The organism is Ornithinimicrobium sediminis (assembly GCF_021272345.1).
Taxonomy (GTDB): Bacteria; Actinomycetota; Actinomycetes; order Actinomycetales; family Dermatophilaceae; genus Ornithinicoccus; species Ornithinicoccus sediminis_B.
Map to the genome: position 1 here is coordinate 82306 of NZ_JAJSDQ010000007.1, position 21279 is coordinate 103584.

Sequence of the window (21279 nt, forward strand, 5' to 3'; positions counted from 1 at the left end):
GCGTCGGCGCTGAGCCGTTTCACCACGCCGTTGCAAAGCACACCTCACAGAGTCCACCGGTCAAGACTCGTCCAGCCTACCCCGGCCGGTCAGCCGTTCACCGCTCGGGTCCGGCCGTGTCCCGGGCGGTTCCGGCCAGCGATGCGGGCCGGTGACGACCGCCCCCACCAGCGAGAGGTATGCCGCGCGGCTCACGTCGCGCACGCCGAGGGTCGCCAGGTGGTCGGTGCGCCACTGCACGTCGACGACCCACGGCTCGGCCCCGCTGCTCTCCTCCAGGTGGCGGACCAGCCCGACGAGTGCTGCCTTGGAGGCGTCGGTGGCCCGGTGGAACATCGACTCCCCGGCGAACAGCCCGCCGATGCCGACCCCGTAGAGGCCGCCCACGAGCCGCCCGTCCTGCCAGGTCTCCACCGAGTGGGCCCAGCCCAGCCGGTGCAGGCGCAGGTATGCGGAGGCGATCTGGGGCGTGATCCACCGGCCGTGCCTGGCGGGGTCGGCACACTGGCGCACGACCTCCTCGAACGCGGTGTCGACCCGGGTCTCCAGGTGGCGCATCGACCGGCGCAACGAACGGCTGACGTGCAGGTCACCGGGCAGCAGCACGCCTCGCGGGTCGGGCGACCACCAGCCGACGGGCGCGGCGCCGTCCTCCCCCAGGCCCATCGGGAAGAGCCCGTGCCGGTAGGCACGCAGCAGTGTGCCCGGCGCCAGGTCGGCGCCGACGCCGACGAGGTCCTCCCCCGGCTCGGCCTGCGCCACACTCAGCTGCCACGGGCTCGCGGGCGGTTCGATCGGCATACGGCTCAGCGGTCGTGCCCGAGATGAGGCTCGATCTCCGCAGCGGCCTCCTCGCCGTAGGTGCGGCGCAGCCGGCCCAGGACGTCGTCGCGGGTCATGTCGTACTCCTGCGTGCCGACGGTCTCCAGCACGTAGGACGCCATGACGGCACCGACCTGTGCCGAGCGCTCGTGGCACAGCCCCCAGGCCAGCCCGGACAGGAAGCCCGCCCGGAACCCGTCGCCCACCCCGGTCGGGTCGACCCGGGGCACGTCGGTGACCGCGCCGACGTGGACCGGCTCGGCGCCGGCGCTGTAGACACTGCAGCCGTCCTTGCCCCGGGTGATGACGCGGGTGCGCACGCGGCGCTGGATCTCCTCGGCGTCCCAGCCGGTCTTGCGCTCGGTGAGGTGGGCCTCGTAGTCGTTGGTGACGAGGTAGGTCGCGCCGTCGACGAGCCGCCGGATGGAGGCGCCGTCCATGACGTTGAGCTGCTGGGAGGGGTCGGCGGCGAACGGCAGCCGCCGGGTGCGGCACTCCTCGCTGTGCCGCAGCATCGCCTGCGGGTCGTCAGGGCTGATCATCACCAGGTCCAGGCCGCCGACGCTGTCGAGGATCGGCCCCAGCTCGATGTTGCGCGCCTCGCTCATCGCCCCGGAGTAGAAGCTCGCGATCTGTGCCATGTCCTCGTCGGTGGTGACGATGAAGCGCGCGGTGTGCCGCACCTCCGAGACGAGCACGTGCTCGCACACGACGCCGTGCCGCTCCAGCCAGGAGCGGTAGGAGGCGAAGTCCTCCCCCACCGCGCCGACGAGCAGCGGTCGGTGGCCGAGCTTGGCCATGCCGAAGCAGACGTTGGCGGCGATCCCGCCGCGGCGCACCTGCAGGTCGTCGACCAGGAAGGAGACGGAGATCTTGTGCAGCTCCTCGGGCACCAGCGACTCGGCGAACCGCCCCTGGTAGGTCATCAGGTGGTCGGTCGCGATGGACCCGCAGACGGCGAACTTCATGGCGGCAAACCTATCCGACGACGACGCCCGCCCGGCCGGTCGCAGGACCGGCGGGGCGGGCGTGGTGTCGACCCGTGAGGGGCCGGCTCAGCTGAAGGAGTCGCCGCAGGCGCAGGAGCTGCCCGCGTTGGGGTTGTCGATGGTGAAGCCCTGCTTCTCGATCGTGTCGGCGAAGTCGATGGTGGCGCCGTCGAGGTAGGGAGCACTCATCCGGTCGATGACCACCTCGACACCGTCGAAGTCACGCACCAGGTCGCCGTCGAGGGTGCGCTCGTCGAAGTAGAGCTGGTAGATCAGGCCGGAGCAGCCGCCGGGCTGCACGCCCACGCGCAGGCGGAGGTCGTCACGGCCCTCCTGCTCGAGCAGGCTCTTGACCTTGCCCGCAGCCAGGTCGGTCAGCACCACACCGTGGGCGGCGTCGGTGCTGCTCTGGGTGGTGTGGGTGTCCTGAACGCTCATGCGGTGCAATCCTGTCGTCTCGGGGGTGGTGCTGCGGGTGGAACGCCTGAGCGCGCCGAGGTTGTTCCCGCCGGGCACCAGCCTACGCCTCGGTCGGCGGGGGTGCGGCCGGCGGCGGGGTCGGGGCGGGTGACCAGGTGCGCGCCACCCGGGCTGCCAGGCCGGACAGGTCCTCACCGTCGCGCACGGCGTAGGTGCCGCTGATCCCCAGGGCCATGCCCTCGCGCCGGCCGACCATCACCTCCCTGGCCAGCACCACGGAGGGCGCGGCCACGTCGAGGGCTGCGCTCGCCGTCTCGGCCACCACGCCGTCGTGCACGGTGTGCCAGTCGTAGACGTCGGTGCCCAGCACCACCAGCGCACCGGCGAGCCGCTCACGGACGCCCAGCTCGTCCAGCAGGAGCCGCGCCCCGGGCTCGGTGCGGGCGCCGAGCCGCTGCACGGCATACCCCACCCCTCCGCCGAGGCCCGCGCCGGGCTCGCGCTCCGGCTTGCGCCGCAGACCCGAGAGCAGGTCCTTGGGTGGCGGCAGACGGCGGTCGACGAGCTCGACGAGCGCCCCCATCCCGCGCTCGAGCTCCTGCGTGAGCTCGACGTCCAGCCCGTGCTCTGTGCCGAGCGTCGCGCTCGCGCCGTGGAAGCCGGTCAGCGGCAGCTCGGTCGCGGCGGCGAGCACCAGCCGCGTGCCCGACCAGTCGGCGCGGACGTCGGCGAGGCCGGCCAGGTCCTCACCGGCGCCCAGGGCCACGAGCAGGCCCCGCCCGCCGTCGTGGGTGGCCAGGTCGCCCACCCCGAGCACGACCCGGTCGGCCCCCGCGCCGCGGGCGGCGAGCAGCAGCTCACCGACCCCCGCGCTGCTCAGGGTCTGGGGGTGCAGCAGGGCGCTCTCGGCGACCAGGTGCCGTCCGGCGGCGTGGGCGGCGTCCAGGTATGCCGTGCGCACACCGTCGCGCTCACGCGTCACGATCTGTGCGGGCACCTCCCCGCCGGCCGGTCCGTGGACGACGACCGGCGTGGCCCGGCTGCCGGGCACGGCGGCGACGGCGTCGGCGAACCCCGGGCCCCCGTCGGACAGCGCCCAGGCCTCGACGTGGTCGTGCGGTGCCTGGCGCTGCCACCCCTGGCTGAGCCGGGTCGCGGCGAGCGCCGCACCCACCTGGTGGCCGAACCTGTCGGACACGACGACGACACGCATCGGCGCCTCGTCTCAGACGTACTGCATCTGCATGGCCTGGCGCACCTCGTCGAGCGTCTGCTCGGCGACGGCGCTCGCACGGGCGTTGCCCTGGGCCAGCACCTGCAGGAGGTATGCCGGGTCGGCGGCCAGCTCGGCACGGCGCGCCCGGATGGGGGCGAAGTGCTCGTTGACGGCCTCGGTCACGACCTTCTTGAGGGCGCCACCACCGCCGTCACCGATCTCCTGGGCGACCTCGTGCGGCTCGCGACCCGAGGCGAGCGCGGCGAGGAGCACGAGGTTGGACACCTCGGGGCGGCGCACCGGGTCGTAGGTGATGTGGCGGTCGGAGTCGGTGACGGCCTTCCTGAGCACCTTGGCCGTGGTGTCGGCGTCCATGCCCAGCTCGATGGTGTTGCCCCGTGACTTGCTCATCTTCTGGCCGTCGGTGCCCAGCAGGTTGGTGGCCTGGGACAGCAGGGCCTCGGGGGTCGGGAAGACGGGGCGGTCGGCGTGCACCCGCCCGTAGCGCTCGTCGAAGCGGCGGGCGACGACCCTGGCCTGCTCCAGGTGCGGCAGCTGGTCCTTGCCCACGGGCACGAGGTTGGCCTTGCAGAAGAGGATGTCGGCGGCCTGGTGCACGGGGTAGGTGAGCAGCAGGCCGGACATCGGGCGGCCCCCGGTGGCCTCGAACTCCGCCTTGACCGTCGGGTTGCGCCGCAGCTCGGAGTCGGTGACCAGGGACAGGAAGGGCAGCATCAGCTGGTTGAGCGCCGGCACGGAGGAGTGCGTGAAGATCGTCGTCCGCTCGGGGTCCAGGCCCACGGACAGGTAGTCGGCGATGAGCGAGAGCACCCGGTCACGGATGGCCCCCACGGCGTCACGGTCGGTGATGACCTGGTAGTCGGCGACGACCAGGAAGGTCTCCACCCCCTTGCGCTGCAGCACCACGCGGTTGGCGAGCGTCCCGAAGTAGTGGCCCAGGTGCAGGTTGCCGGTCGGCCGGTCTCCCGTCAGCACCCGGAAGCGCCCGGGGTCGGTCTCGATCTGTGCCTCGATCTGCGCCGAGCGGGCCACTGTGCGCTGCAGCGAGGCCTCGGACGAGGAGTCGGCGAGAGCCTGGGCCGCGCTGTCGTCGGCGCCGGACGGCGAAGGGACGGACAACGGCGACGATGACGAGGTGCTGGTGCTCATAGTGGCGCCACAGTACTGGCTCCTTCCTCTGACCCCCGTCCTCGCATGATCGCTGCAGGTCGGCCGTACCGCCGACGCGCTTTAGCCGCTACGATGGCGCCTGTCGGACAGTGCGCAGGGGTCCGTGCCGTTCCGTGTCGCCGAGATCAGAGTGGATCTCGGCGCGTCATCCTGCGACAAGGCGCTGAATCGCTTGACGGGTCTGTTATGTCACGCGAGGATGACTTCCGTTGTTCCACATCGCACCCTCAGGGGGACCACCCGTGACCACTCCATCCTCGTCGCCTCGCCCAGGCCGGCGCACTCTCGTCAAGGGCGCGGCTTGGGCCGCGCCAGCTGTGGCGGTGGCTTCTGCAGCCCCTGCCTACGCACAGTCCCCTCCGCCGGACTGCTTGGACGTGGCCTTCAGCGGCGACAGCTGCAAGTGCCCTGGACAGGGTCAGAACGACTTCAGCTACAACCTCTCGGTCTGCTTCACGAACACCTGCCCAGCCGGTTCGGACCCGATCACGGTCACGGTGCTCCGCCTCGTCAGCAACTCTGGTGTGACGCTCTGTCCGACTGAGTCCGAAGTCCTGGTCATAGCCCCGGGGGCGACGGTGTGTACGGCTACGCGGTGGTACTTCTCCGCGAACAGCGCGAACTTCATCGACGTGGTCTACAGGATCGGCGACGGACCCGAGACCAGCACGCCCGGTCAGGGTCTTGCCTCACCCCCCGACTGCGGCACCCAGGAAGGCCAGGCCTCCTGCGAGGATGCGCCGGAGTCCTGCGTTCCCTGACCCGTCAGACCTCGCCAGCTGACCCGACATAGCGAAGGGCCGCCACCGGAGAGATCCGGTAGCGGCCCTTCGTCATGTCCGGTCAGCGGTTGAGCAGCGGGTTGGCACCGGTGACCCGCTCGGCCTCGGAGACCGGCCCGGGTGCCGTGCCGTCGCCGAAGGGCGAACCACCCAGCCCCTCGCGGCCGTGGGGGCTCAGCCACGGGGCGAGCTCGGGCCCGGCCGGGACCACCCCGGTCGGGTTGATGTCCAGGTGCGTGGCGTAGTAGTGCGCCTTGATCTGGTCGAAGTCGCAGGTGTCGCCGAAGCCGGGGGTCTGGAAGAGGTCACGGGCGTAGGCCCACAGCACCGGCATCTCGCTCAGCGTGGAGCGGTTGCACTTGAAGTGGCCGTGGTAGACGGCGTCGAAGCGCACCAGGGTCGTGAAGAGCCGGATGTCGGCCTCGGTGATGTGGTCGCCCACGAGGTAGCGCCGGGTCGCGAGACGCTCGGAGAGCCAGTCCAGCCGGGCGAACAGCTGGTGGTAGGCCCGCTCGTAGGAGGCCTGCTTGCCGGCGAAGCCGCACCGGTAGACCCCGTTGTTGACGTCCTCGTAGACGAGCTGGGCCACCTCCTCGATCTCCGCGCGCAGGTGCTCCGGGTAGAGGTCGGGAGCACCGTCACGGTGGTGCGCGGTCCACTGGGTGGAGAAGTCCACCGTGATCTGGCGGAAGTCGTTGGTGACGACCTGGCCGGTGGCGATCTCCACGACGGCCGGCACGGTGACCCCGGGCCGGTAGCCGTCGGGTCGCGCCTCGTAGGCGTCCTTGAGCCGCGGGACCCCGAGCACGGGGTCGACCTCGCCGGGGTCGAGGTCGAAGGTCCAGCTGTCGGCGTCGTGCACCGGGCCACAGATGCCCATGGAGATGGCGTCCTCCAGGCCCAGCAGACGCCGCACGATCGTCGTGCGGTGCGCCCACGGGCAGGCGCGCGCCACCACGAGCCGGTAGCGGCCCGGCTCCACGGCATACCCGTCGGGCGTGCCGTCGGCGGTGATGCGCGTGTTGATGTAGCGGGTGTCCCGCTCGAAGTCCTCTTCCACGTAGCTGCCTGAGCTCATCGTCGGTCGCCTTCCGTCGTCATGGCGCCGAGCCGCTCCAGCAGCACGGCCTCGGCCAGGCACACCCGCTCGAACTCGCGGACGTCCAGGCTCTCGTTGGGTGCGTGGGCGCGGGTGTTGGGGTCACCGACGCCGGTCACCAGGATCGCCGCGTCGGGGAACTGCTCGGCGAAGCTGGCGACGAACGGGATCGACCCGCCCACGCCGATCTCGACCGGCTCGACACCACCCCAGGCGTCGGCCAGCGCGGCGCGTGCCTGCTGCTGCACCATGCCGTCGCTGCCGGCCATGAAGCCGGCGCCCTCGTCCTCGAGCTCGACGACCACCTCGCACCCCCAGGGGGCACGGGCCAGCAGGTGCTCGCGCAGCGCCTCGTATGCCGTGCGCGGGTCCTGGTCGGGGTGGATGCGCATGGAGAGCTTGGCGCGCCCGACGGGGGTCATCAGGTTGGCTGCCTTGGCCACCGACGGGGCGTCGATGCCGATGACGGTCATCGACGGCTTGGTCCACATCCGCGACAGCAGCGAGCCGGTGCCGATGGTGTGCACCCCTGCGGGCAGGCCGGTCTCCGCGCGCAGGTCGTCCTCGGTGAACTCCAGGTCGGCGGCCTCGGAGCTGAGCAGACCGGGCACCGCGACGTCACCCTGCTCGTCGTGCAGCGTGGCCAGCAGCCGGCACAGGGCGGTCAGCCCGTCGGGCACCGGCCCCCCGTGCAGCCCCGAGTGCAGGCCGTGGTCGAGCGCACGCACCTCGACCACCACGCCCACCAGGCCCCGCAGCGTGGTGGTGAGGGCCGGCACCCCCACCTTCCAGTTCATGGAGTCCGCCAGCACGATGGCGTCGGACTGCAGGGCCTCGTGATGGGCCGCCAGGATCTGCGGCAGGCCCGCGGACCCGATCTCCTCCTCCCCCTCCACGAACACGGTCACCCCGACCGGGGGCCGGCCGTGATGGGCCCGCAGCGCGGCGACGTGCGCCATGACGCCGGCCTTGTCGTCGGCGATGCCCCGCGCAAAGATGCGGCCGTCGCGCTCGGTGGGCTCGAACGGCGGGCTGTCCCAGTCGGCGTCGTCGCCCGGGGGCTGGACGTCGTGGTGCGCGTAGAGCAGGACGGTCGGTGCACCCTCCGGGCCGCGCAGGTGGCCGATGACCGCGGGGCGGCTGCCCTCACGCACGATGCGCACCTCCATGCCTTCGGCGCGCAGCAGGTCGGCCACGGCCAGCGCGCTGTCGTCGACATGGCGCTGGTCGAAGGACTCGCGCGACACCGACGGGATGCGGGTCAGCGACTCCAGGTCCTCGCGCACGGCGGGCATCAGGTCGCTGATCCGACGGGTGATCTCGGCCAGCCGGTCGGGGTCGAGGTCGGTGGTGTGCGGGCTCGGGACGGCGTCGTCGGTATGTGTCACGTCACCAACCCTACCCAGGAGTACCGCATACAGTAGGGCGGTGCCGTCCCGCAAGCAGACCGAGAGTGAACCCGTGAGCGAGCCCGTCGTCCAGACCACCGAGACCCAGGCCCCCGGCAAGAAGGGCCGGCCCACGCCCAAGCGCAAGGACCAGGAGGCGGCCAACCGGCGCCCGCTCGTGGTGGACAGCAAGAGCATGAGCCGCGAGGAGAAGGCCCGCCGCAAGGCCGAGCGGGCCAAGGCGCGCGACGCGATGCTGCGGGGCGACGAGAAGTACCTGGGCCAGCGTGACCGCGGGCCGTACAAGCGGTTCCTGCGCGACGCCGTCGACCGTCGGTGGAACATCGGCGAGATCCTGCTGCCGGTCATGCTGGTCATCCTGGCCGGCTCGCTGGTCAACATCCCCGGCGTGCAGCTGGCGATGTTCGGCGCCGCCTACGCCCTCATCGCCTTCGGTCTCATCGACTCGGTGCTGCTGTGGCGCCGCACCAAGGCGAAGGCCACCGAGGTCTTCGGGGAGGAGCCGCCGCGGGGCTCGGCGTCCTACGTCGTGCTGCGGGCCTTCCAGATGCGCATGTCGCGGGTGCCGCGCCCGGCCGTGCAGCGCGGCTCGGAGCTCCGCCGCCGCTGACGCAGCGCCGCCCCCCACCGCGTTGCCAGGGAGTTTGCGCCCCTCCCCACCGCGTTGCCAGGGAGTTTGCATCCCGTCCGACTGTTCTGCCAGGGAGTTTGCGCCCGGTGAACCCCGGTTCCCTCCAGTCTCCGGCGGCTCGGGCTCACACGTCACGGGGACGCGCTCACTGCAGCGGAATCTCCCTAGCACCACGAGTGGGCGTACCAAATCTCCCTCGCAACGCGAGTGGGCGTGCCGGGAACTCCCTCGCAACGCTCAGGGGGGCGGGGCCAGGCTCATCGGCCCGTAGACGACCTCGTCGCCGTAGCGCAGCGTCACCTCGGCGACACCGGCGTCAGCCAGCGTCTGCCACTCCTCGGTCAGCCAGGCCTCGGCCTCGGCCTGGTCCGGGAACCCCCGACCACCCAGCGCCGGGTCGGTCATCGGCTCCCCGTGGGCGTCGGTGCAGGTCCAGGAGTATGCCGTGTCCATGCCGCCAGCGTAGGACAAGGGCACGGCCGGGGAGCGACTATCCTGCAACCACCATCAGGTCTCGGGCACACAACGGAAGTGACGCGCATGACGACAACCCTGGTCCTCGGAGCGGAGCGCAGCGGCAAGTCTCGGTATGCCGAGTCGCTGCTGGCCGCACACCCGGAGGTCACCTTCGTGGCCACCGGACCGACCCCGGGACCCACGGACGCCCCTGACCTGGCCCACTGGATCCGTCAGCACCAGGACGACCGGCCGGCGGGCTGGAAGACCGTGGAGACGCATGACCTGACCCGCGCGATGCTCAGCTCGCGCCACCCCGTGCTCATCGACGACCTGGGCTGCTGGGTGCAGGGCGTCATCGAGGACATCAAGGGCTGGGGCAGTCCCGTGCGCACGCACGAACGGCTGGTCGAGCGGGTCGACGAGCTCGTCGTCGCCTGGCGTCACCTGCCCTTCGACGTCGTGGCCGTCAGCCCGGAGACCGGGTGGGGCCTGCCCAGCCGCTCGTCCAAGGAGCGCCTGCTGCGTGACTCCCTGGGCTACGTGAACACCCGACTGAGCCGTTCGAGCCACAAGGTGCACCTCGTCGTGGCCGGCCGGGTCATCGACCTCAGCAACGCCCCGACCGTGCCTCCGGCCCCCTGACCGCTGCGCGGTCAGCCGCTCTTGGTGTTGACCTGGACGAACGGCGGCTTGGTCACCGTGGCCGCGATGCTGCGGCCACGCACGTCCACCCCCACCTCGTCACCCTCGCTGACCGACCGCTCCAGCAGCGCGAGCGCGATGCCCTGCTTCAGGGTGGGCGAGAAGGTGCCCGACGTCACCTCGCCCACGACCTGGCCCTCGCTGTCGAGCACGGCACACCCGGGGCGCGGGATGCCCCGCCCGGTGACCAGCAGACCGCGTGAGAGCCGGGAGTCCTTGGCCGCACGCTGCTGCTGCAGGGCCTCCTTGCCCCAGAAGGTGGGCTTGTCCCAGCCCACGGCCCATCCGGTGCGTGCCATGACCGGCGTGATGTCCGGCCCGAGGTCCTGACCGTGCAGCGCATACCCCATCTCGGTGCGCAGGGTGTCGCGGGCGCCCAGCCCGCACGGGAGCCCGCCTTCCTGCCCGGCCGCCTCGACGAGTGCGTCCCACACAGCACCGGCGTCGTCCCAGGACGGCACGAGCTCGTAGCCCCGCTCGCCGGTGTACCCCGTGCGGCACACCCGCACCGGCCGGCCCTGCCACTCGGCGTCCACGAAGCTCATGAAGTCGTGGTCGACGGGCAGCCCCAGCGCCTGGAGCACCTCGTCGCTGCGCGGCCCCTGGACGGCCAGCACGGCGTACGACTCGTGCAGACCCTCGACCCTGACCCCCTCGGGAGCGGCGGCCTCGAGCAGCCGCACCACCCCGGTGGTGTTGGCGGCGTTGGGGATGAGGAAGACCTCCTCGTCCGAGACGAGGTAGGCGATGAGGTCGTCCACGACGCCCCCGTCCTGCGCGCAGCACATCGTGTACTGCGCCTGGCCGGGGCTGATGCGCCCGAGGTCGTTGGTGAGGCAGGCGTTGACGAAGTCACGGGCACCTGGCCCGCGCACCACGGCCTTGCCGAGGTGGGACACGTCGAAGACACCCACCCGCTCCCGCACCGCGGCGTGCTCGCGCACGACCCCTCCCCCCGGGTACTCGATCGGCATCGACCACCCGCCGAAGTCGGCCATCTTGGCCTGGAGGGCGAGATGGCGGTCGTGCAGCGGCGACGTCTTCGTCGTGGTCTCACTCATGGCACCGACTGTAGTGCGCACCTGGGACAGGGGCCCGGTGGCCCGTCGGGCCTGTGGAGGCCGGGCGGCGTGTGTCGTGGGTCGCGGATAGTCTCGGGGCAGACCTGACACTCTCCCGAAAAGAGGACACCACTTCATGGCTCGATCACAGACCCCCCTGTCGTTCTCCGACTCCCAGCCCGCCTCGGCCAAGGTCGACGCCATGGTGCTGGGCAGCACCTCCTCCGGTGACGGCGCCGCGCTGCTCGAGGGGCACGGGCTGGCCCGGTCCGCCGCCGGCGCGGTGCAGGAGGCGCTGCGAGGAGTCGGCGCCGAGGGGGGCGCCGACGAGGTCGTCAAGCTGGCCGGGGTGGCCGGCGTCACCGCTCCGCTCGTGCTCGTCGTCGGCACCGGGAAGCGCCCCTCCTCGAGCCGCGGCTCCCAGCGCCCCGCCGACACCGAGCGCCTGCGTCGCGCCGCCGGTGTGGCGGCCCGCGCCCTGGCCGGCAAGGAGTCGGCCGTCTTCGCGCTCGGCCCCACCGAGCCCGAGGGCATCGCGGCCGTCGCCGAGGGCGCGCTGCTCGGCAGCTACGCGTTCCAGACCTTCCACGGCGTCGGCAAGCAGGAGAAGGCCAAGGCGCCGCTGGCCGAGGTGGTGGTGCACGGGCTGAAGGGGCGCTCGCGGGAGGCCAAGGCGCTCGCCGAGCGGGTCCGGTCGGTCACCGACGCGGTGCACTACGCCCGCGACCTCGTCAACACCCCGCCCAACGTGCTCTACCCCGAGTCGTTCGCCACCTCGGTCACGCAGCGGGCGGCCAAGAGCAAGGTCAAGGTCGAGGTCTGGGACCCCGACACGCTGGCCAAGGAGGGCTGCGGGGGCATCCTCGGGGTCGGCCAGGGCTCGGGCCGCGGGCCGCGCCTGGTCACGATGACCTATACGCCCTCGCGCGCCAAGGCGCACCTGGCGCTGGTCGGCAAGGGCATCACCTTCGACTCCGGTGGCCTGTGTCTCAAGCCCGCCGCGTCGATGGTGACGATGAAGCTCGACATGGCCGGGGCCGCCGCCGTCGCGGCTGCGGTGCTCGCCGTCGCCGAGCAGGAGATCCCGGTGCAGGTCACCGCCTACCTGTGCCTCGCCGAGAACATGACCGGCGAGCTGGCTCAGCGCCCCGGTGACGTGGTCACCATGCGCGGGGGCCGCACCGTGGAGATCATCAACACCGACGCCGAGGGCCGTCTCGTCATGGCCGACGGCCTGGCCCTGGCCTCGGAGCAGCAGCCCGACGCCATCGTCGACATCGCCACGCTCACCGGCGCGTGCGTCATCGCCCTGGGCGAGCGCACGCTGGGCGTCATGAGCAACGACGAGCAGCTCACCGCCCGTGTCCAGGCCTGTGCCGGTGCTGCCGGTGAGGCAGCTTGGCCGCTGCCGCTGACCGAGGAGATCCGCCCCTCGATGGACTCCCCCGTCGCCGACCTCAAGCACACTGGCGAGCGGGCAGCCGGGGCCATGGTGGCCGCGACCTTCCTGAGCGAGTTCGTGGGCAAGGACTCCTCAGGTGACCCGCTGCCGTGGGCGCACCTGGACATCGCCGGGCCGGCCTTCAACGACAAGTCCCCGCACGGCTACACCCCGAAGGGGGGCACCGGCTCCGGGGTGCGTGCGCTCATCGAGCTGGCCCGCAGCTACGCCGGCTGAGCACGGCCACACGCACACGGGGCGTGACCGTCAGGATCTGCGAGATCCGACGGCCACGCCCCGTGGCGCTTCCGGTGCGGGTGGTCAGCCGCTCTTGCGGCGGAACATCTGCTGCGCGCCGCTGGTCTTGGCCGAGCGGGCGCCCTCCACCTTGCCGTGCTCGGAGTGGTCCGAGACGTCGGTGCCGCCGTGAGCGTGCTTCTTGGACAACGCCTCGCGGAACTTCCGCTTGACGTCGTCGGCCACCTCCGGGCGCTCGTGATCGGTCATGGCACCACCTCCTTCGTTCGGTGCAGTCAGCCTCTCACCGCACCGAGGTGGGTGCCACCACTTTTCGCACCGGTGCGCTCAGCTGCCCTCACGCTGGCGCCGGCTCCACTCCCTCATCCGCGAGGGGTAGCCGGTCTGGTTGACGTCGTAGACCGGGATCGACAGGTCGCGGCAGACCCGGAAGCCGGCCTGGGGTGTGCCCACCGCGCGGCGGGTCCACTCGCCGTCGTGCGCGACGAGCACCAGGGTGGTGGTGCTGATGTTGGTGGCCGGCTCGACATACCCCTCCACCCCGCGACGGGTGCGGCCGAACTCCTCGGCGTGACGTCGCACCGAGGCCAGGTCGACGGTCATGTCAGGGCCGTCGGTGCGGCCCGGGGGGCGTCCGGGACCGGCCGGAGGAGCACTCGCGCCACGCCGGCGCCATCGCTGCAACCACGTCATACCGACCGAGGTTAAACCCTCTCCCCCACAGACCCGCCGTCAATGACAAGATGCTCCGTATGCAGTCAGAGTCACCGTCCGACCAGACCTACGACCTCGTCATCCTGGGAGGGGGCAGCGGCGGCTACGCCTGCGCACTGCGCGCGGCCGAGCTCGGCCTGAGTGTGGCGCTGGTGGAGGAGGACAAGCTCGGCGGCACCTGTCTGCACCGCGGGTGCATCCCCACCAAGGCCCTGCTGCACACCGCCGAGGTGGCCGACGCGTCCCGCGAGAGCGAGAAGTTCGGCGTGCGGGCGACCTTCGAGGCGATCGACATGGCGCAGGTGCACGCCTACAAGGACGGCGTGGTCTCCCGGCTGCACAAGGGGCTGCAGGGCCTGGTCAAGGCCGCGAAGATCGACTACGTCGAGGGCACGGGGCACCTCAGCTCGGCCACCACCGTGCAGGTCGGCGAGCGCACGGTCACCGGTCGTCACGTGGTGCTGGCCACCGGCTCGTACGCCCGCACCCTGCCCGGCCTGGAGGTCGGCGGCCGCGTGGTCACCAGTGAGCAGGCGATGAGCCTGGACAGCGTGCCCGACCGCGTGGTGGTGCTGGGTGGAGGGGTGATCGGGGTCGAGTTCGCCTCGATCTTCCGCTCGTTCGGCTCCGAGGTGACCGTGGTCGAGGCGCTGCCGCGGCTGGTCGCGGCCGAGGACGAGGCCGTGTCCAAGCAGCTGGAGCGTGCCTTCCGCAAGCGCGGCATCAGGGCCCGCACCGGGGCCCGTTTCGAGGGGGCCACGCAGAGCGACGACACGGTCACGCTCACCCTCGAGGGCGGCGACACGATCGAGACCGACCTGCTGCTCGTCGCGGTGGGCCGCGGCCCCCGCACCGAGGGCACCGGCTTCGCCGAGGCCGGTGTCGCGATGGACCGCGGGTTCGTCACCACCGACGCGCGCCTGCGCACCAACCTGCCGGGGGTGTATGCCGTGGGAGACATCGTGCCCGGCCTGCAGCTGGCGCACCGCGGCTTCGCCCAGGGCATCTTCGTGGCCGAGGACATCGCCGGCCTGGAGCCGACACCCATCGACGAGACCGGCATCCCCCGGGTGACCTACAGCGACCCCGAGATCGCCTCGGTGGGCCTGACGGAGGCCCAGGCGCGCGAGAAGCACGGGGCGGTCTCGACGTACGAGTACAACCTGGGCGGCAACGGCAAGTCGCAGATCCTCGGCACGGCCGGCTTCATCAAGCTGGTGCGCGTCGAGGACGGCCCCGTCGTCGGTGTCCACATGGTCGGCGCCCGCATGGGTGAGCAGGTCGGGGAGGCCCAGCTCATCTACAACTGGGAGGCCCTGCCCGACGAGGTCGCGGGCCTCATCCATGCCCACCCCACGCAGAACGAGGCCCTCGGCGAGGCGCACCTGGCGCTGGCCGGCAAGCCGCTGCACGCACACTCGTGAGTCCCGCTGTGACTCGCTGCACAATTCACCCGACGCACAACTAGACTGCCAACCCCCGGACGAGGAGACGTCGAGAATGTCTGAACGCGTGAGCATGCCGGCCCTGGGTGAGTCCGTCACCGAGGGCACGGTCACCCGCTGGCTGAAGAGCGTGGGCGACCAGGTCGAGGTGGACGAGCCCCTGGTGGAGGTCTCGACCGACAAGGTCGACACCGAGATCCCCTCCCCCGTGGCGGGCACCCTGCAGGAGATCCTGGCCGACGAGGACGACACCGTCGAGGTCGGGGGCGACCTCTGCGTGATCGGTGAGGGCGAGGCCGAGCCGAGCGACTCCTCCGGCGAGGACGACGCGGACACGGGCGACGCAGACGAGGGTGACGACGAGGAGGGTGGCAGCGACGAGGCCGGCCAGGCCGAGGAGGAGCCGGCCGAGAAGGCCGCGCCGCAGGAGAAGGCCGACCAGGCAGAGGAGTCCGCCGACGAGGCCGTCTCCGAGGACACCGACGGTGGCAAGCAGTCCTCCGGTTCGTCCGGTGGGGGCGGGGGCGACGGTGAGACCGTGACCATGCCGGCGCTGGGCGAGTCGGTGACCGAGGGCACCGTGACCCGCTGGCTGAAGTCCGAGGGTGACGAGGTCGAGGTCGACGAGCCCCTGCTGGAGGTCTCGACCGACAAGGTCGACACCGAGATCCCCTCCCCCGTCGCGGGCGTGCTGAGCAAGATCCTGGTGGACGAGGACGAGGTGGTCGAGGTCGGCGGTGACCTGTGCGTCATCGGCGGCGAGGCCGGCGGGGGCTCCGGGGGAGACTCCGCGTCCGAGGAGAAGCCGGAGCAGGAGGAGCAGCCCGAGGCCGACGAGGACGAGGACGACCTCGCCTCCGAGCAGCGTCTGCAGGACGAGGCCGGCGAGGAGGCTGCGGCGAAGTCCGAGGCCCCCGGCTCCCAGGACAAGGAGAGCGACGAAGAGCCGAAGGACAAGGAGCCGAAGCAGGAGAAGCCCAAGGAGGAGCCGAAGCAGCAGGCTCCCAAGGACGAGCCCAAGCAGGAGCCCAAGGACGAGAAGAAGGACGAGCCCTCCGGCGACACCGGCAAGGACGTCAGCGCCTACGTGACTCCGCTCGTGCGCAAGCTGGCTGCGCAGCACAACGTCGACCTGTCCTCGCTGGAGGGCACCGGCGTCGGCGGTCGCATCCGCAAGCAGGACGTGATCGACGCCGCCAAGAAGGCCGAGGCCGCCGCGAAGGAGCCCGAGCCCGCCGCCGCTCCCGCCAAGGAGGAGAAGCCCGCCGCATCGGCACCGGCTGCCTCCCCCGACGTGGCTGCCAAGCGCGGCAAGAGCGAGAAGATGTCGCGCCTGCGCAAGGTCATCGCCACGCGCATGGTCGAGTCGCTGCAGACCAGTGCCCAGCTGACCACGGTGATCGAGGTCGACGTCACCAAGGTGGCCCGGCTGCGGGGCAAGCACAAGAACGACTTCTTCGAGCGCGAGGGCGTGAAGCTCTCGTTCATGCCGTTCTTCGCGATGGCGGCCGTCGAGGCGCTCAAGCAGCACCCCAACGTCAACGCCAGCGTCGACGGCGACCAGGTCGTCTACCACGCGCAGGAGAACCTGGGCGTGGCCGTCGACACCGAGCGAGGGCTGCTCGTGCCGGTGATCAAGGACGCCGGTGACCTCAACATCGCCGGGCTGGCCCGCAAGATCGCCGACCTGGCCGAGCGCACCAGGACCAACAAGATCACCCCGGACGAGCTCGGGGGCGGCACGTTCACGCTGACCAACACCGGCAGCCGGGGCGCGCTGTTCGACACCCCGATCCTCAACCAGCCTCAGGTCGGCATCCTGGGCACCGGCGCTGTGGTGCGCCGCCCGGTGGTCGTCGTGGACGAGGACGGTGGCGAGACGATCGCCATCCGCTCCATGGTCTACCTGGCCCTGACCTACGACCACCGTCTGGTCGACGGTGCCGACGCGGCACGCTTCCTCGGGACCATGAAGGAGCGCCTCGAGGAAGCCACCTTCGAGGTCTGAGCCGCACCCCATCCCTAGGAGCGCACGTCACATGAGCGAATCACCGGCGGCACAGCGCACCGTGGCCATCACGGGCGCTTCGGGGATGATCGGCTCGGCGCTGTCCGAGGCGCTGCGGGAGCGCGGCGACCAGGTCCTGCACCTGGTGCGCCGCGCCCCGCGCGCCGAGGGCCTGCCGGCCGGGGTCACCGAGGCCGAGTGGGTGCCCGACGAGCGCAGGCTCGACCCTTTGCTGCTGGACGGGGTGGACGCCGTGGTGCACCTCGCCGGCGCAGGCATCGGAGACCAGCGGTGGACCAAGGAGCGCAAACGGGAGATCCTCCGGTCGCGGGTGGACGGCACGACCGCGGTCTCGGAGGCGGTGGCCGCTCACGGCTCCCGCGTCCGCCTGGTCTCCGCGTCTGGGGTGGGCTACTACGGCGACCGAGGTGCCGACGTGCTCACCGAGGAGTCGAGCCTGGGTCAGGGGTTTTTGGCCGAGGTGGTCCGCGACTGGGAGGCCGCCACGTGGCACGCGGAGCAGGCAGGAGCCCCGGTGGTGCACGCCCGGAGCGGGATCGTGCTCGCCCCGCAGGGTGGCGCCATGGCTCGTCTCATGCCGCTGGCCAAGGCGGGACTGGCCGGACCGCTGGGCTCGGGCAAGCAGTTCTGGGCCTGGATCACCCTGCGTGACGAGGTGCGGGCCCTGATGTTCCTCGTCGACCGTCCCGACATCACCGGCGCGGTCAACCTCGCCGCGCCCACACCCGAGTCGCAGTCGACGGTGGTCAAGGCCCTCGGTGAGGAGCTGCACCGCCCGACCGTGCTGCCGGCCCCGACCATCGCCCTGCGCCTGGCCCTGGGACAGATGGCCGGGGAGATCCTCGGCAGCCAGCGGGCCCTGCCGACGGTGCTGAGCGATGCAGGCTTCACCTGGGAGCACCCCGACCTCGACGCCGCCATGGAGTGGCTCGTGCAGGCGCAGAAGGACGCCAAGGACGGACGCGGCACGACGGAGAAGGGCTCCGAGGGGTCCCACGAGGACGTCGCCGAGGTCGAGTAGGACCGCACCCGGAGTCGACGGGGACCGGCACCCGGACGTGCGCACCGGCCGGGTGCTCCTGGCGGGCCGGTCAGCAGGTTTTCAGCCCCACGACCAGATGCGCCACCGGCCATCGGCCCGGCGCAGCTCCCAGGTCACCTCCTCCTCCACCGCTGGTGTCTCCTGTATGCCGTCGCGCGTGCTGATCTGCAGCGGTGCCCGCTCGACCACGCCGGAGACTCGCAGACGGCCGTCCTCCTCGCCTCGGGTGTCCGCCGAGACGACCCGGAAGCCCACGTCGGCGTAGTCGATCCGCTCCGCCGCCGCGAGCTCCAGGTCGGCGGTGTCGGCGCCCAGTGCCGGGGAGCCGGAGGCCAGCGCGGCCCGCAGGCGCCCCGGGTCTCCGGACTCCCAGGCCAGCGCCCGCGCGTCCACCAGCTCCTGCATGAGGGACACCGGGTCGGGCTCGTCGTCCACGACGGGGTCGAGCACGCCGGCACCAGGTGCGCTGGGCTCGACGGACACCGACGACGTCGATGCGGACGCCGACGCAGACCCCGTCCCGGCCCCCGGCGATGCCTCGGCCGCCGGGGCTGTCGGCGCCGCGGGCGCCAGCGGCGCCACCCTGTCCTGCGCCTCGCCTGAGGGCCAGCTGGTGACGGCGACGCCCAGGCAGCCGACCGCCACCGTCACGAGCAGCACCGCGGCACCGGCCCACAGGGGTCGCCGCCGACCGGTGCCTCCGTGCTCCGACGTGCCACGAGCCGACCGGTGCCGCGGCAGGTGGCTGCGGCGACCGACCTGCTCGACGGCGTCGGCCTCGTCGTCGGCCCGGGCCGCCGCGCGCAGGCGGCGGGTCAGACCCAGGCCGGGGTCGGCGTCCGGGGCCACCTCGATGGGCTCCGGCGGTGCGAGGGCGAGCACAGCCACCGCGACCTCCTCGGCGTCGGGCCGGTCCTCCGGCTCGGGCGCCAGGCACCGCTGCACCAGGTCGCGCGCGGCGTCGGGCAGCTCCGGTGCCAGGTCGGCGAGGTCGGCGCGGGTGCCCACCCAGCCCGGCTGCTCCCCGCTCAGGCAGAGCCAGGCCAGGGCCCCCAAGCCGTACACGTCGGCCTCCGGCCCCGGCGGGAAGCCCTCGACGACCTCCGGGGCCACCATCCCGTCGGTGCCGTGCACGGCGTCGAGGCGCTCCCCCACGAGCCGGGACACCCCGACGTCGGCGAGCATCGGCATACCGTCGGAGAGGAAGAGCACGTTGCCGGGCGAGACGTCGCCGTGCACGACCCCCACGCGGTGCAGGTCGGCGAGTGCACCCGCGACGGGTGAGAGCAGGGTCACCAGCTCACCGAGGCTCAGCAGGCGACGGGCGGCCAGGACCTGGGCCAGCGAGCCCCCGGCGGCGAACTGCACGGCCAGGCCCAGGCCGGCGGGCCGTCCCTGCGGGTCCGGCAGCGGCACCACGTCGTAGAGGTGCAGCAGGTGCTGGTGCCGGACCCGGGACAGCACGGCCGCCTCGCGCAGCGCCGTGCCCAGGTCGCCGTCGCGGGCTCGGACGACCTTCAGCGCCACCAGCAGGTCGTCGGCGCGGCGCCGGGCACGCCAGACCTCACCGCTCGCGCCGCTGCCGACCCGCTCCAGCAGGGAGTATCCCGGCACGACCGGCCCCTCGACGCCATCCCACAGCTTCATCGGCAGCCCCTGTGCCCTCGGCAGCGGCCCCGTCAGCCGCTGAGTGGCCTCAGCCTGCCGCGACCCGGCCGTCCGCTGCAGGATCTGTCCACAGGCAGGCTCAGGCCGGCCCGACCCCCGGGGTCACGACCCGCTCGACCTGGCCGTTGTCCGCACAGTGGCGGGCGGCGTCGAGCACCGCAAGCACGTGCACCGCGTCCTCGGGGTCGACCGGCATCGCCGCCTGCACCGCAGCCACCCCCTGCTCGGCCAGCGCCACCGCCTGCCGCACCGCGACGTAGAAGTCCACCTGTCCGTGCGGGGCCGCGGCGACGGGACGCCGCTGCTGCCCGTCGTAGAGCCAGCCGCAGTGGCCGTCCTCGTCGTCGAGCTCGCGCAGCCCGCCCGGCTCTCCCTCGACACCACCGACGAGGTAGGACCCGGCCGTCCCCATCACCCGCCACCGCGGGCCGGGCGCCGCCGACAGCCCGGTCACGCCGAGGTGGCTGACCACCCCGGAGCCGTGTGTCAGCGACAGGAACGCCTCGCTCTCCGCCACCGTCCCCCGGGCCGCCAGCTCGGCATACACAATCTCCACCGGGCCGAAGAGCTGCACGACCGCGTCGACGGTGTGCGCGTGCAGGTCGAGCAGCACCCCACCGCCCTGGTCGGCGCTCTCACGTCCGCGCCAGCCGTCGTGTGGACCCGAGAGCCAGCGTTCCCAGCGCATCTCCGCCCGCACGACCTCGCCCAGCTCGCCCGACTCCACCAGGGCGGCGAGGGTGCGGACGTCGGGGTCGTAGCGACGGTTCTGGAAGACGGTGAGCGCCGCCTGGTCGCGGGCCGCGTCGACCAGCTCCATCGCCTGCGCCGAGTCCGGCGCGATCGGCTTGTCCACCACGACGGGCAGCCCGGCCTCGATGGCGGCGCGTGCCTGCTCGACGTGCGCTCCGGTGGCGGTGGCGACGACGACCACGTCCGCGGCCAGCGCGCCGGCCGCCACGGCCTCCAGCGCCGTCGCCAGGTCGGGGTATGCCGTGGCGCCGGCCAGGTCCTGCTCCACCTGCGCGACCCGCTCGGGGTTGCCGGTGACCACCCCGGTGATCCCGAAGCCGGCCTGCTGCAGCAGCGGCCCGTGGATCCCGCGCCCGGCGGAGCCGTAGCCCACGAGGAGGGCATGGGCGGGGGCAGCGGGGTCCGAGGGCATACGGCCGATGCTAGGTGCCCAGGGTGCCCGTAGGCTGGAGACATGCGCGTGGAGCTGCTCGGGTTCGACCCCGACTTCGTGGACTATCGGCAGGCCTGGGACCACCAGCGGGAGGTGCACGCCAAGGTCGCCTCCGGCGAGCTTGCCGACACCGTGCTCCTGCTGGAGCACGCGGCGGTCTACACGGCCGGCAAGCGCACCGAGCAGCACGAGCGCCCGATGGACGGCACCCCTGTGGTCGACGTCGACCGGGGCGGCAAGATCACCTGGCACGGTCCGGGCCAGCTCGTGGGCTACCCGATCGTGCGGCTGCCCTCCCCCGTGGACGTCGTGGCACACGTGCGTCGCCTGGAGGACCTGATGATGGCCGTGTGCGCCGAGGTGGGCGTGGAGACTGAGCGGGTGGACGGACGCAGCGGCGTCTGGGTGCGCGCCGACGAGCGCGGCCCGGACCGCAAGATCGGGGCGATCGGCGTGCGCGTCAGCCAGGAGGTGACGATGCACGGCTTCGCCCTCAACGTCGACTGCGACCTGGGCTGGGCCGACCCGATCGTCCCGTGCGGCATCGCCGACGCCGGCGTCACGTCGCTGTCCGTCGAGCTGGGCCGTGACGTGAGGGTCGCCGAGGTGCTGCCGCTCGTGACCGGCCGTGTGGACCTCATCCCCGCCCTGCGCCCCTCACCCTCGGTGGCGTGACACCGGCCTGCCCTCACCCGGAGAGGCGGCACCACCGCAT

General features: G+C 72.3%; 21 protein-coding genes. 8 read left to right on the forward strand and 13 right to left on the reverse strand.

What is annotated here, in order from left to right; all coding sequences use genetic code 11:
- Positions 1–60: 60 nt before the first annotated feature.
- The 5 genes from aat to trpS form a co-directional block, all read right to left on the reverse strand.
- Positions 61–801, reverse strand: coding sequence for a leucyl/phenylalanyl-tRNA--protein transferase (gene aat, locus LVO85_RS14470; protein WP_232748200.1), 741 nt, complete (start codon positions 799–801; stop codon positions 61–63).
- Between the two features lie 5 nt (positions 802–806).
- Positions 807–1790 (reverse strand): carbohydrate kinase family protein, encoded by a 984-nt coding sequence (locus tag LVO85_RS14475; protein ID WP_232748201.1) that lies wholly within the window; start codon positions 1788–1790, stop codon positions 807–809.
- Positions 1791–1877: 87 nt separating this feature from the next.
- On the reverse strand, positions 1878–2249 hold the full coding sequence (locus LVO85_RS14480) for a HesB/IscA family protein (protein WP_232748202.1): 372 nt from the start codon (positions 2247–2249) through the stop codon (positions 1878–1880).
- A gap of 82 nt (positions 2250–2331) precedes the next feature.
- Positions 2332–3444, reverse strand: coding sequence for a glycerate kinase (locus LVO85_RS14485; protein ID WP_232748203.1), 1113 nt, complete (start codon positions 3442–3444; stop codon positions 2332–2334).
- 12 nt (positions 3445–3456) lie between these two features.
- Complete coding sequence (gene trpS / locus LVO85_RS14490) at positions 3457–4617, reverse strand: tryptophan--tRNA ligase (protein WP_232748204.1); 1161 nt, start codon at positions 4615–4617, stop codon at positions 3457–3459.
- 344 nt (positions 4618–4961) lie between these two features.
- Here trpS and LVO85_RS14495 point away from each other — a divergent pair, with 344 nt between their 5' ends.
- Positions 4962–5399: a hypothetical protein gene (locus tag LVO85_RS14495; protein WP_232748205.1), complete on the forward strand. Its 438-nt coding sequence runs from the start codon at positions 4962–4964 to the stop codon at positions 5397–5399.
- An 82-nt stretch (positions 5400–5481) separates the two neighbouring features.
- On the opposite strand, the gene LVO85_RS14500 is transcribed toward LVO85_RS14495, so the two are convergent.
- On the reverse strand, positions 5482–6498 hold the full coding sequence (locus tag LVO85_RS14500; protein WP_232748206.1) for a glutathione S-transferase family protein: 1017 nt from the start codon (positions 6496–6498) through the stop codon (positions 5482–5484).
- Complete coding sequence (locus LVO85_RS14505) at positions 6495–7814, reverse strand: dipeptidase (protein WP_232748232.1); 1320 nt, start codon at positions 7812–7814, stop codon at positions 6495–6497. Before LVO85_RS14505 ends, LVO85_RS14500 begins: the two co-directional genes overlap by 4 nt.
- 166 nt (positions 7815–7980) lie before the next feature.
- Here LVO85_RS14505 and LVO85_RS14510 point away from each other — a divergent pair, with 166 nt between their 5' ends.
- A complete protein-coding gene (locus LVO85_RS14510) occupies positions 7981–8538 on the forward strand; it encodes a DUF3043 domain-containing protein (RefSeq protein ID WP_232748207.1) in 558 nt (185 codons plus the stop codon).
- A gap of 258 nt (positions 8539–8796) precedes the next feature.
- Here the strand turns inward: LVO85_RS14510 and LVO85_RS14515 are convergent, their stop codons facing one another.
- A complete protein-coding gene (locus tag LVO85_RS14515; protein WP_232748208.1) occupies positions 8797–9012 on the reverse strand; it encodes a hypothetical protein in 216 nt (71 codons plus the stop codon).
- An 87-nt stretch (positions 9013–9099) separates the two neighbouring features.
- Here LVO85_RS14515 and LVO85_RS14520 point away from each other — a divergent pair, with 87 nt between their 5' ends.
- The gene (locus tag LVO85_RS14520; RefSeq protein WP_232748209.1) at positions 9100–9660 is read left to right on the forward strand and encodes a bifunctional adenosylcobinamide kinase/adenosylcobinamide-phosphate guanylyltransferase; all 561 of its coding nucleotides are present in this window, start codon (positions 9100–9102) and stop codon (positions 9658–9660) included.
- An 11-nt stretch (positions 9661–9671) separates the two neighbouring features.
- On the opposite strand, the gene gcvT is transcribed toward LVO85_RS14520, so the two are convergent.
- A complete protein-coding gene (gcvT, locus tag LVO85_RS14525; RefSeq protein ID WP_232748210.1) occupies positions 9672–10781 on the reverse strand; it encodes a glycine cleavage system aminomethyltransferase GcvT in 1110 nt (369 codons plus the stop codon).
- 136 nt (positions 10782–10917) lie between these two features.
- Here gcvT and LVO85_RS14530 point away from each other — a divergent pair, with 136 nt between their 5' ends.
- Positions 10918–12459 carry a leucyl aminopeptidase gene (locus LVO85_RS14530; protein WP_232748211.1) on the forward strand — a complete coding sequence of 514 codons (1542 nt, stop codon included), beginning with the start codon at positions 10918–10920 and terminating at the stop codon, positions 12457–12459.
- Positions 12460–12543: 84 nt separating this feature from the next.
- Here LVO85_RS14530 and LVO85_RS14535 read toward each other — a convergent pair whose 3' ends face one another.
- Complete coding sequence (locus tag LVO85_RS14535; protein ID WP_232748212.1) at positions 12544–12729, reverse strand: DUF5302 domain-containing protein; 186 nt, start codon at positions 12727–12729, stop codon at positions 12544–12546.
- A 78-nt stretch (positions 12730–12807) separates the two neighbouring features.
- A complete protein-coding gene (locus LVO85_RS14540) occupies positions 12808–13083 on the reverse strand; it encodes a hypothetical protein (RefSeq protein ID WP_232748213.1) in 276 nt (91 codons plus the stop codon).
- A gap of 149 nt (positions 13084–13232) precedes the next feature.
- Here LVO85_RS14540 and lpdA point away from each other — a divergent pair, with 149 nt between their 5' ends.
- From lpdA to LVO85_RS14555, 3 genes are all read left to right on the forward strand, one after another.
- Positions 13233–14618 (forward strand): dihydrolipoyl dehydrogenase, encoded by a 1386-nt coding sequence (gene lpdA / locus LVO85_RS14545; protein ID WP_232748214.1) that lies wholly within the window; start codon positions 13233–13235, stop codon positions 14616–14618.
- Positions 14619–14694: 76 nt separating this feature from the next.
- Positions 14695–16647, forward strand: a complete 1953-nt coding sequence (sucB, locus tag LVO85_RS14550) for a 2-oxoglutarate dehydrogenase, E2 component, dihydrolipoamide succinyltransferase (protein WP_232748215.1) — start codon at positions 14695–14697, stop codon at positions 16645–16647.
- Between the two features lie 31 nt (positions 16648–16678).
- On the forward strand, positions 16679–17689 hold the full coding sequence (locus LVO85_RS14555; RefSeq protein WP_232748216.1) for a TIGR01777 family oxidoreductase: 1011 nt from the start codon (positions 16679–16681) through the stop codon (positions 17687–17689).
- Between the two features lie 81 nt (positions 17690–17770).
- On the opposite strand, the gene LVO85_RS14560 is transcribed toward LVO85_RS14555, so the two are convergent.
- Positions 17771–19357, reverse strand: a complete 1587-nt coding sequence (locus LVO85_RS14560; protein ID WP_232748217.1) for a serine/threonine-protein kinase — start codon at positions 19355–19357, stop codon at positions 17771–17773.
- A gap of 100 nt (positions 19358–19457) precedes the next feature.
- Positions 19458–20543 carry a Gfo/Idh/MocA family protein gene (locus LVO85_RS14565; protein ID WP_232748218.1) on the reverse strand — a complete coding sequence of 362 codons (1086 nt, stop codon included), beginning with the start codon at positions 20541–20543 and terminating at the stop codon, positions 19458–19460.
- A 42-nt stretch (positions 20544–20585) separates the two neighbouring features.
- Between LVO85_RS14565 and lipB the strand changes: the two genes are divergently transcribed.
- Complete coding sequence (lipB, locus tag LVO85_RS14570; protein ID WP_232748219.1) at positions 20586–21239, forward strand: lipoyl(octanoyl) transferase LipB; 654 nt, start codon at positions 20586–20588, stop codon at positions 21237–21239.
- Positions 21240–21279: the final 40 nt, after the last annotated feature.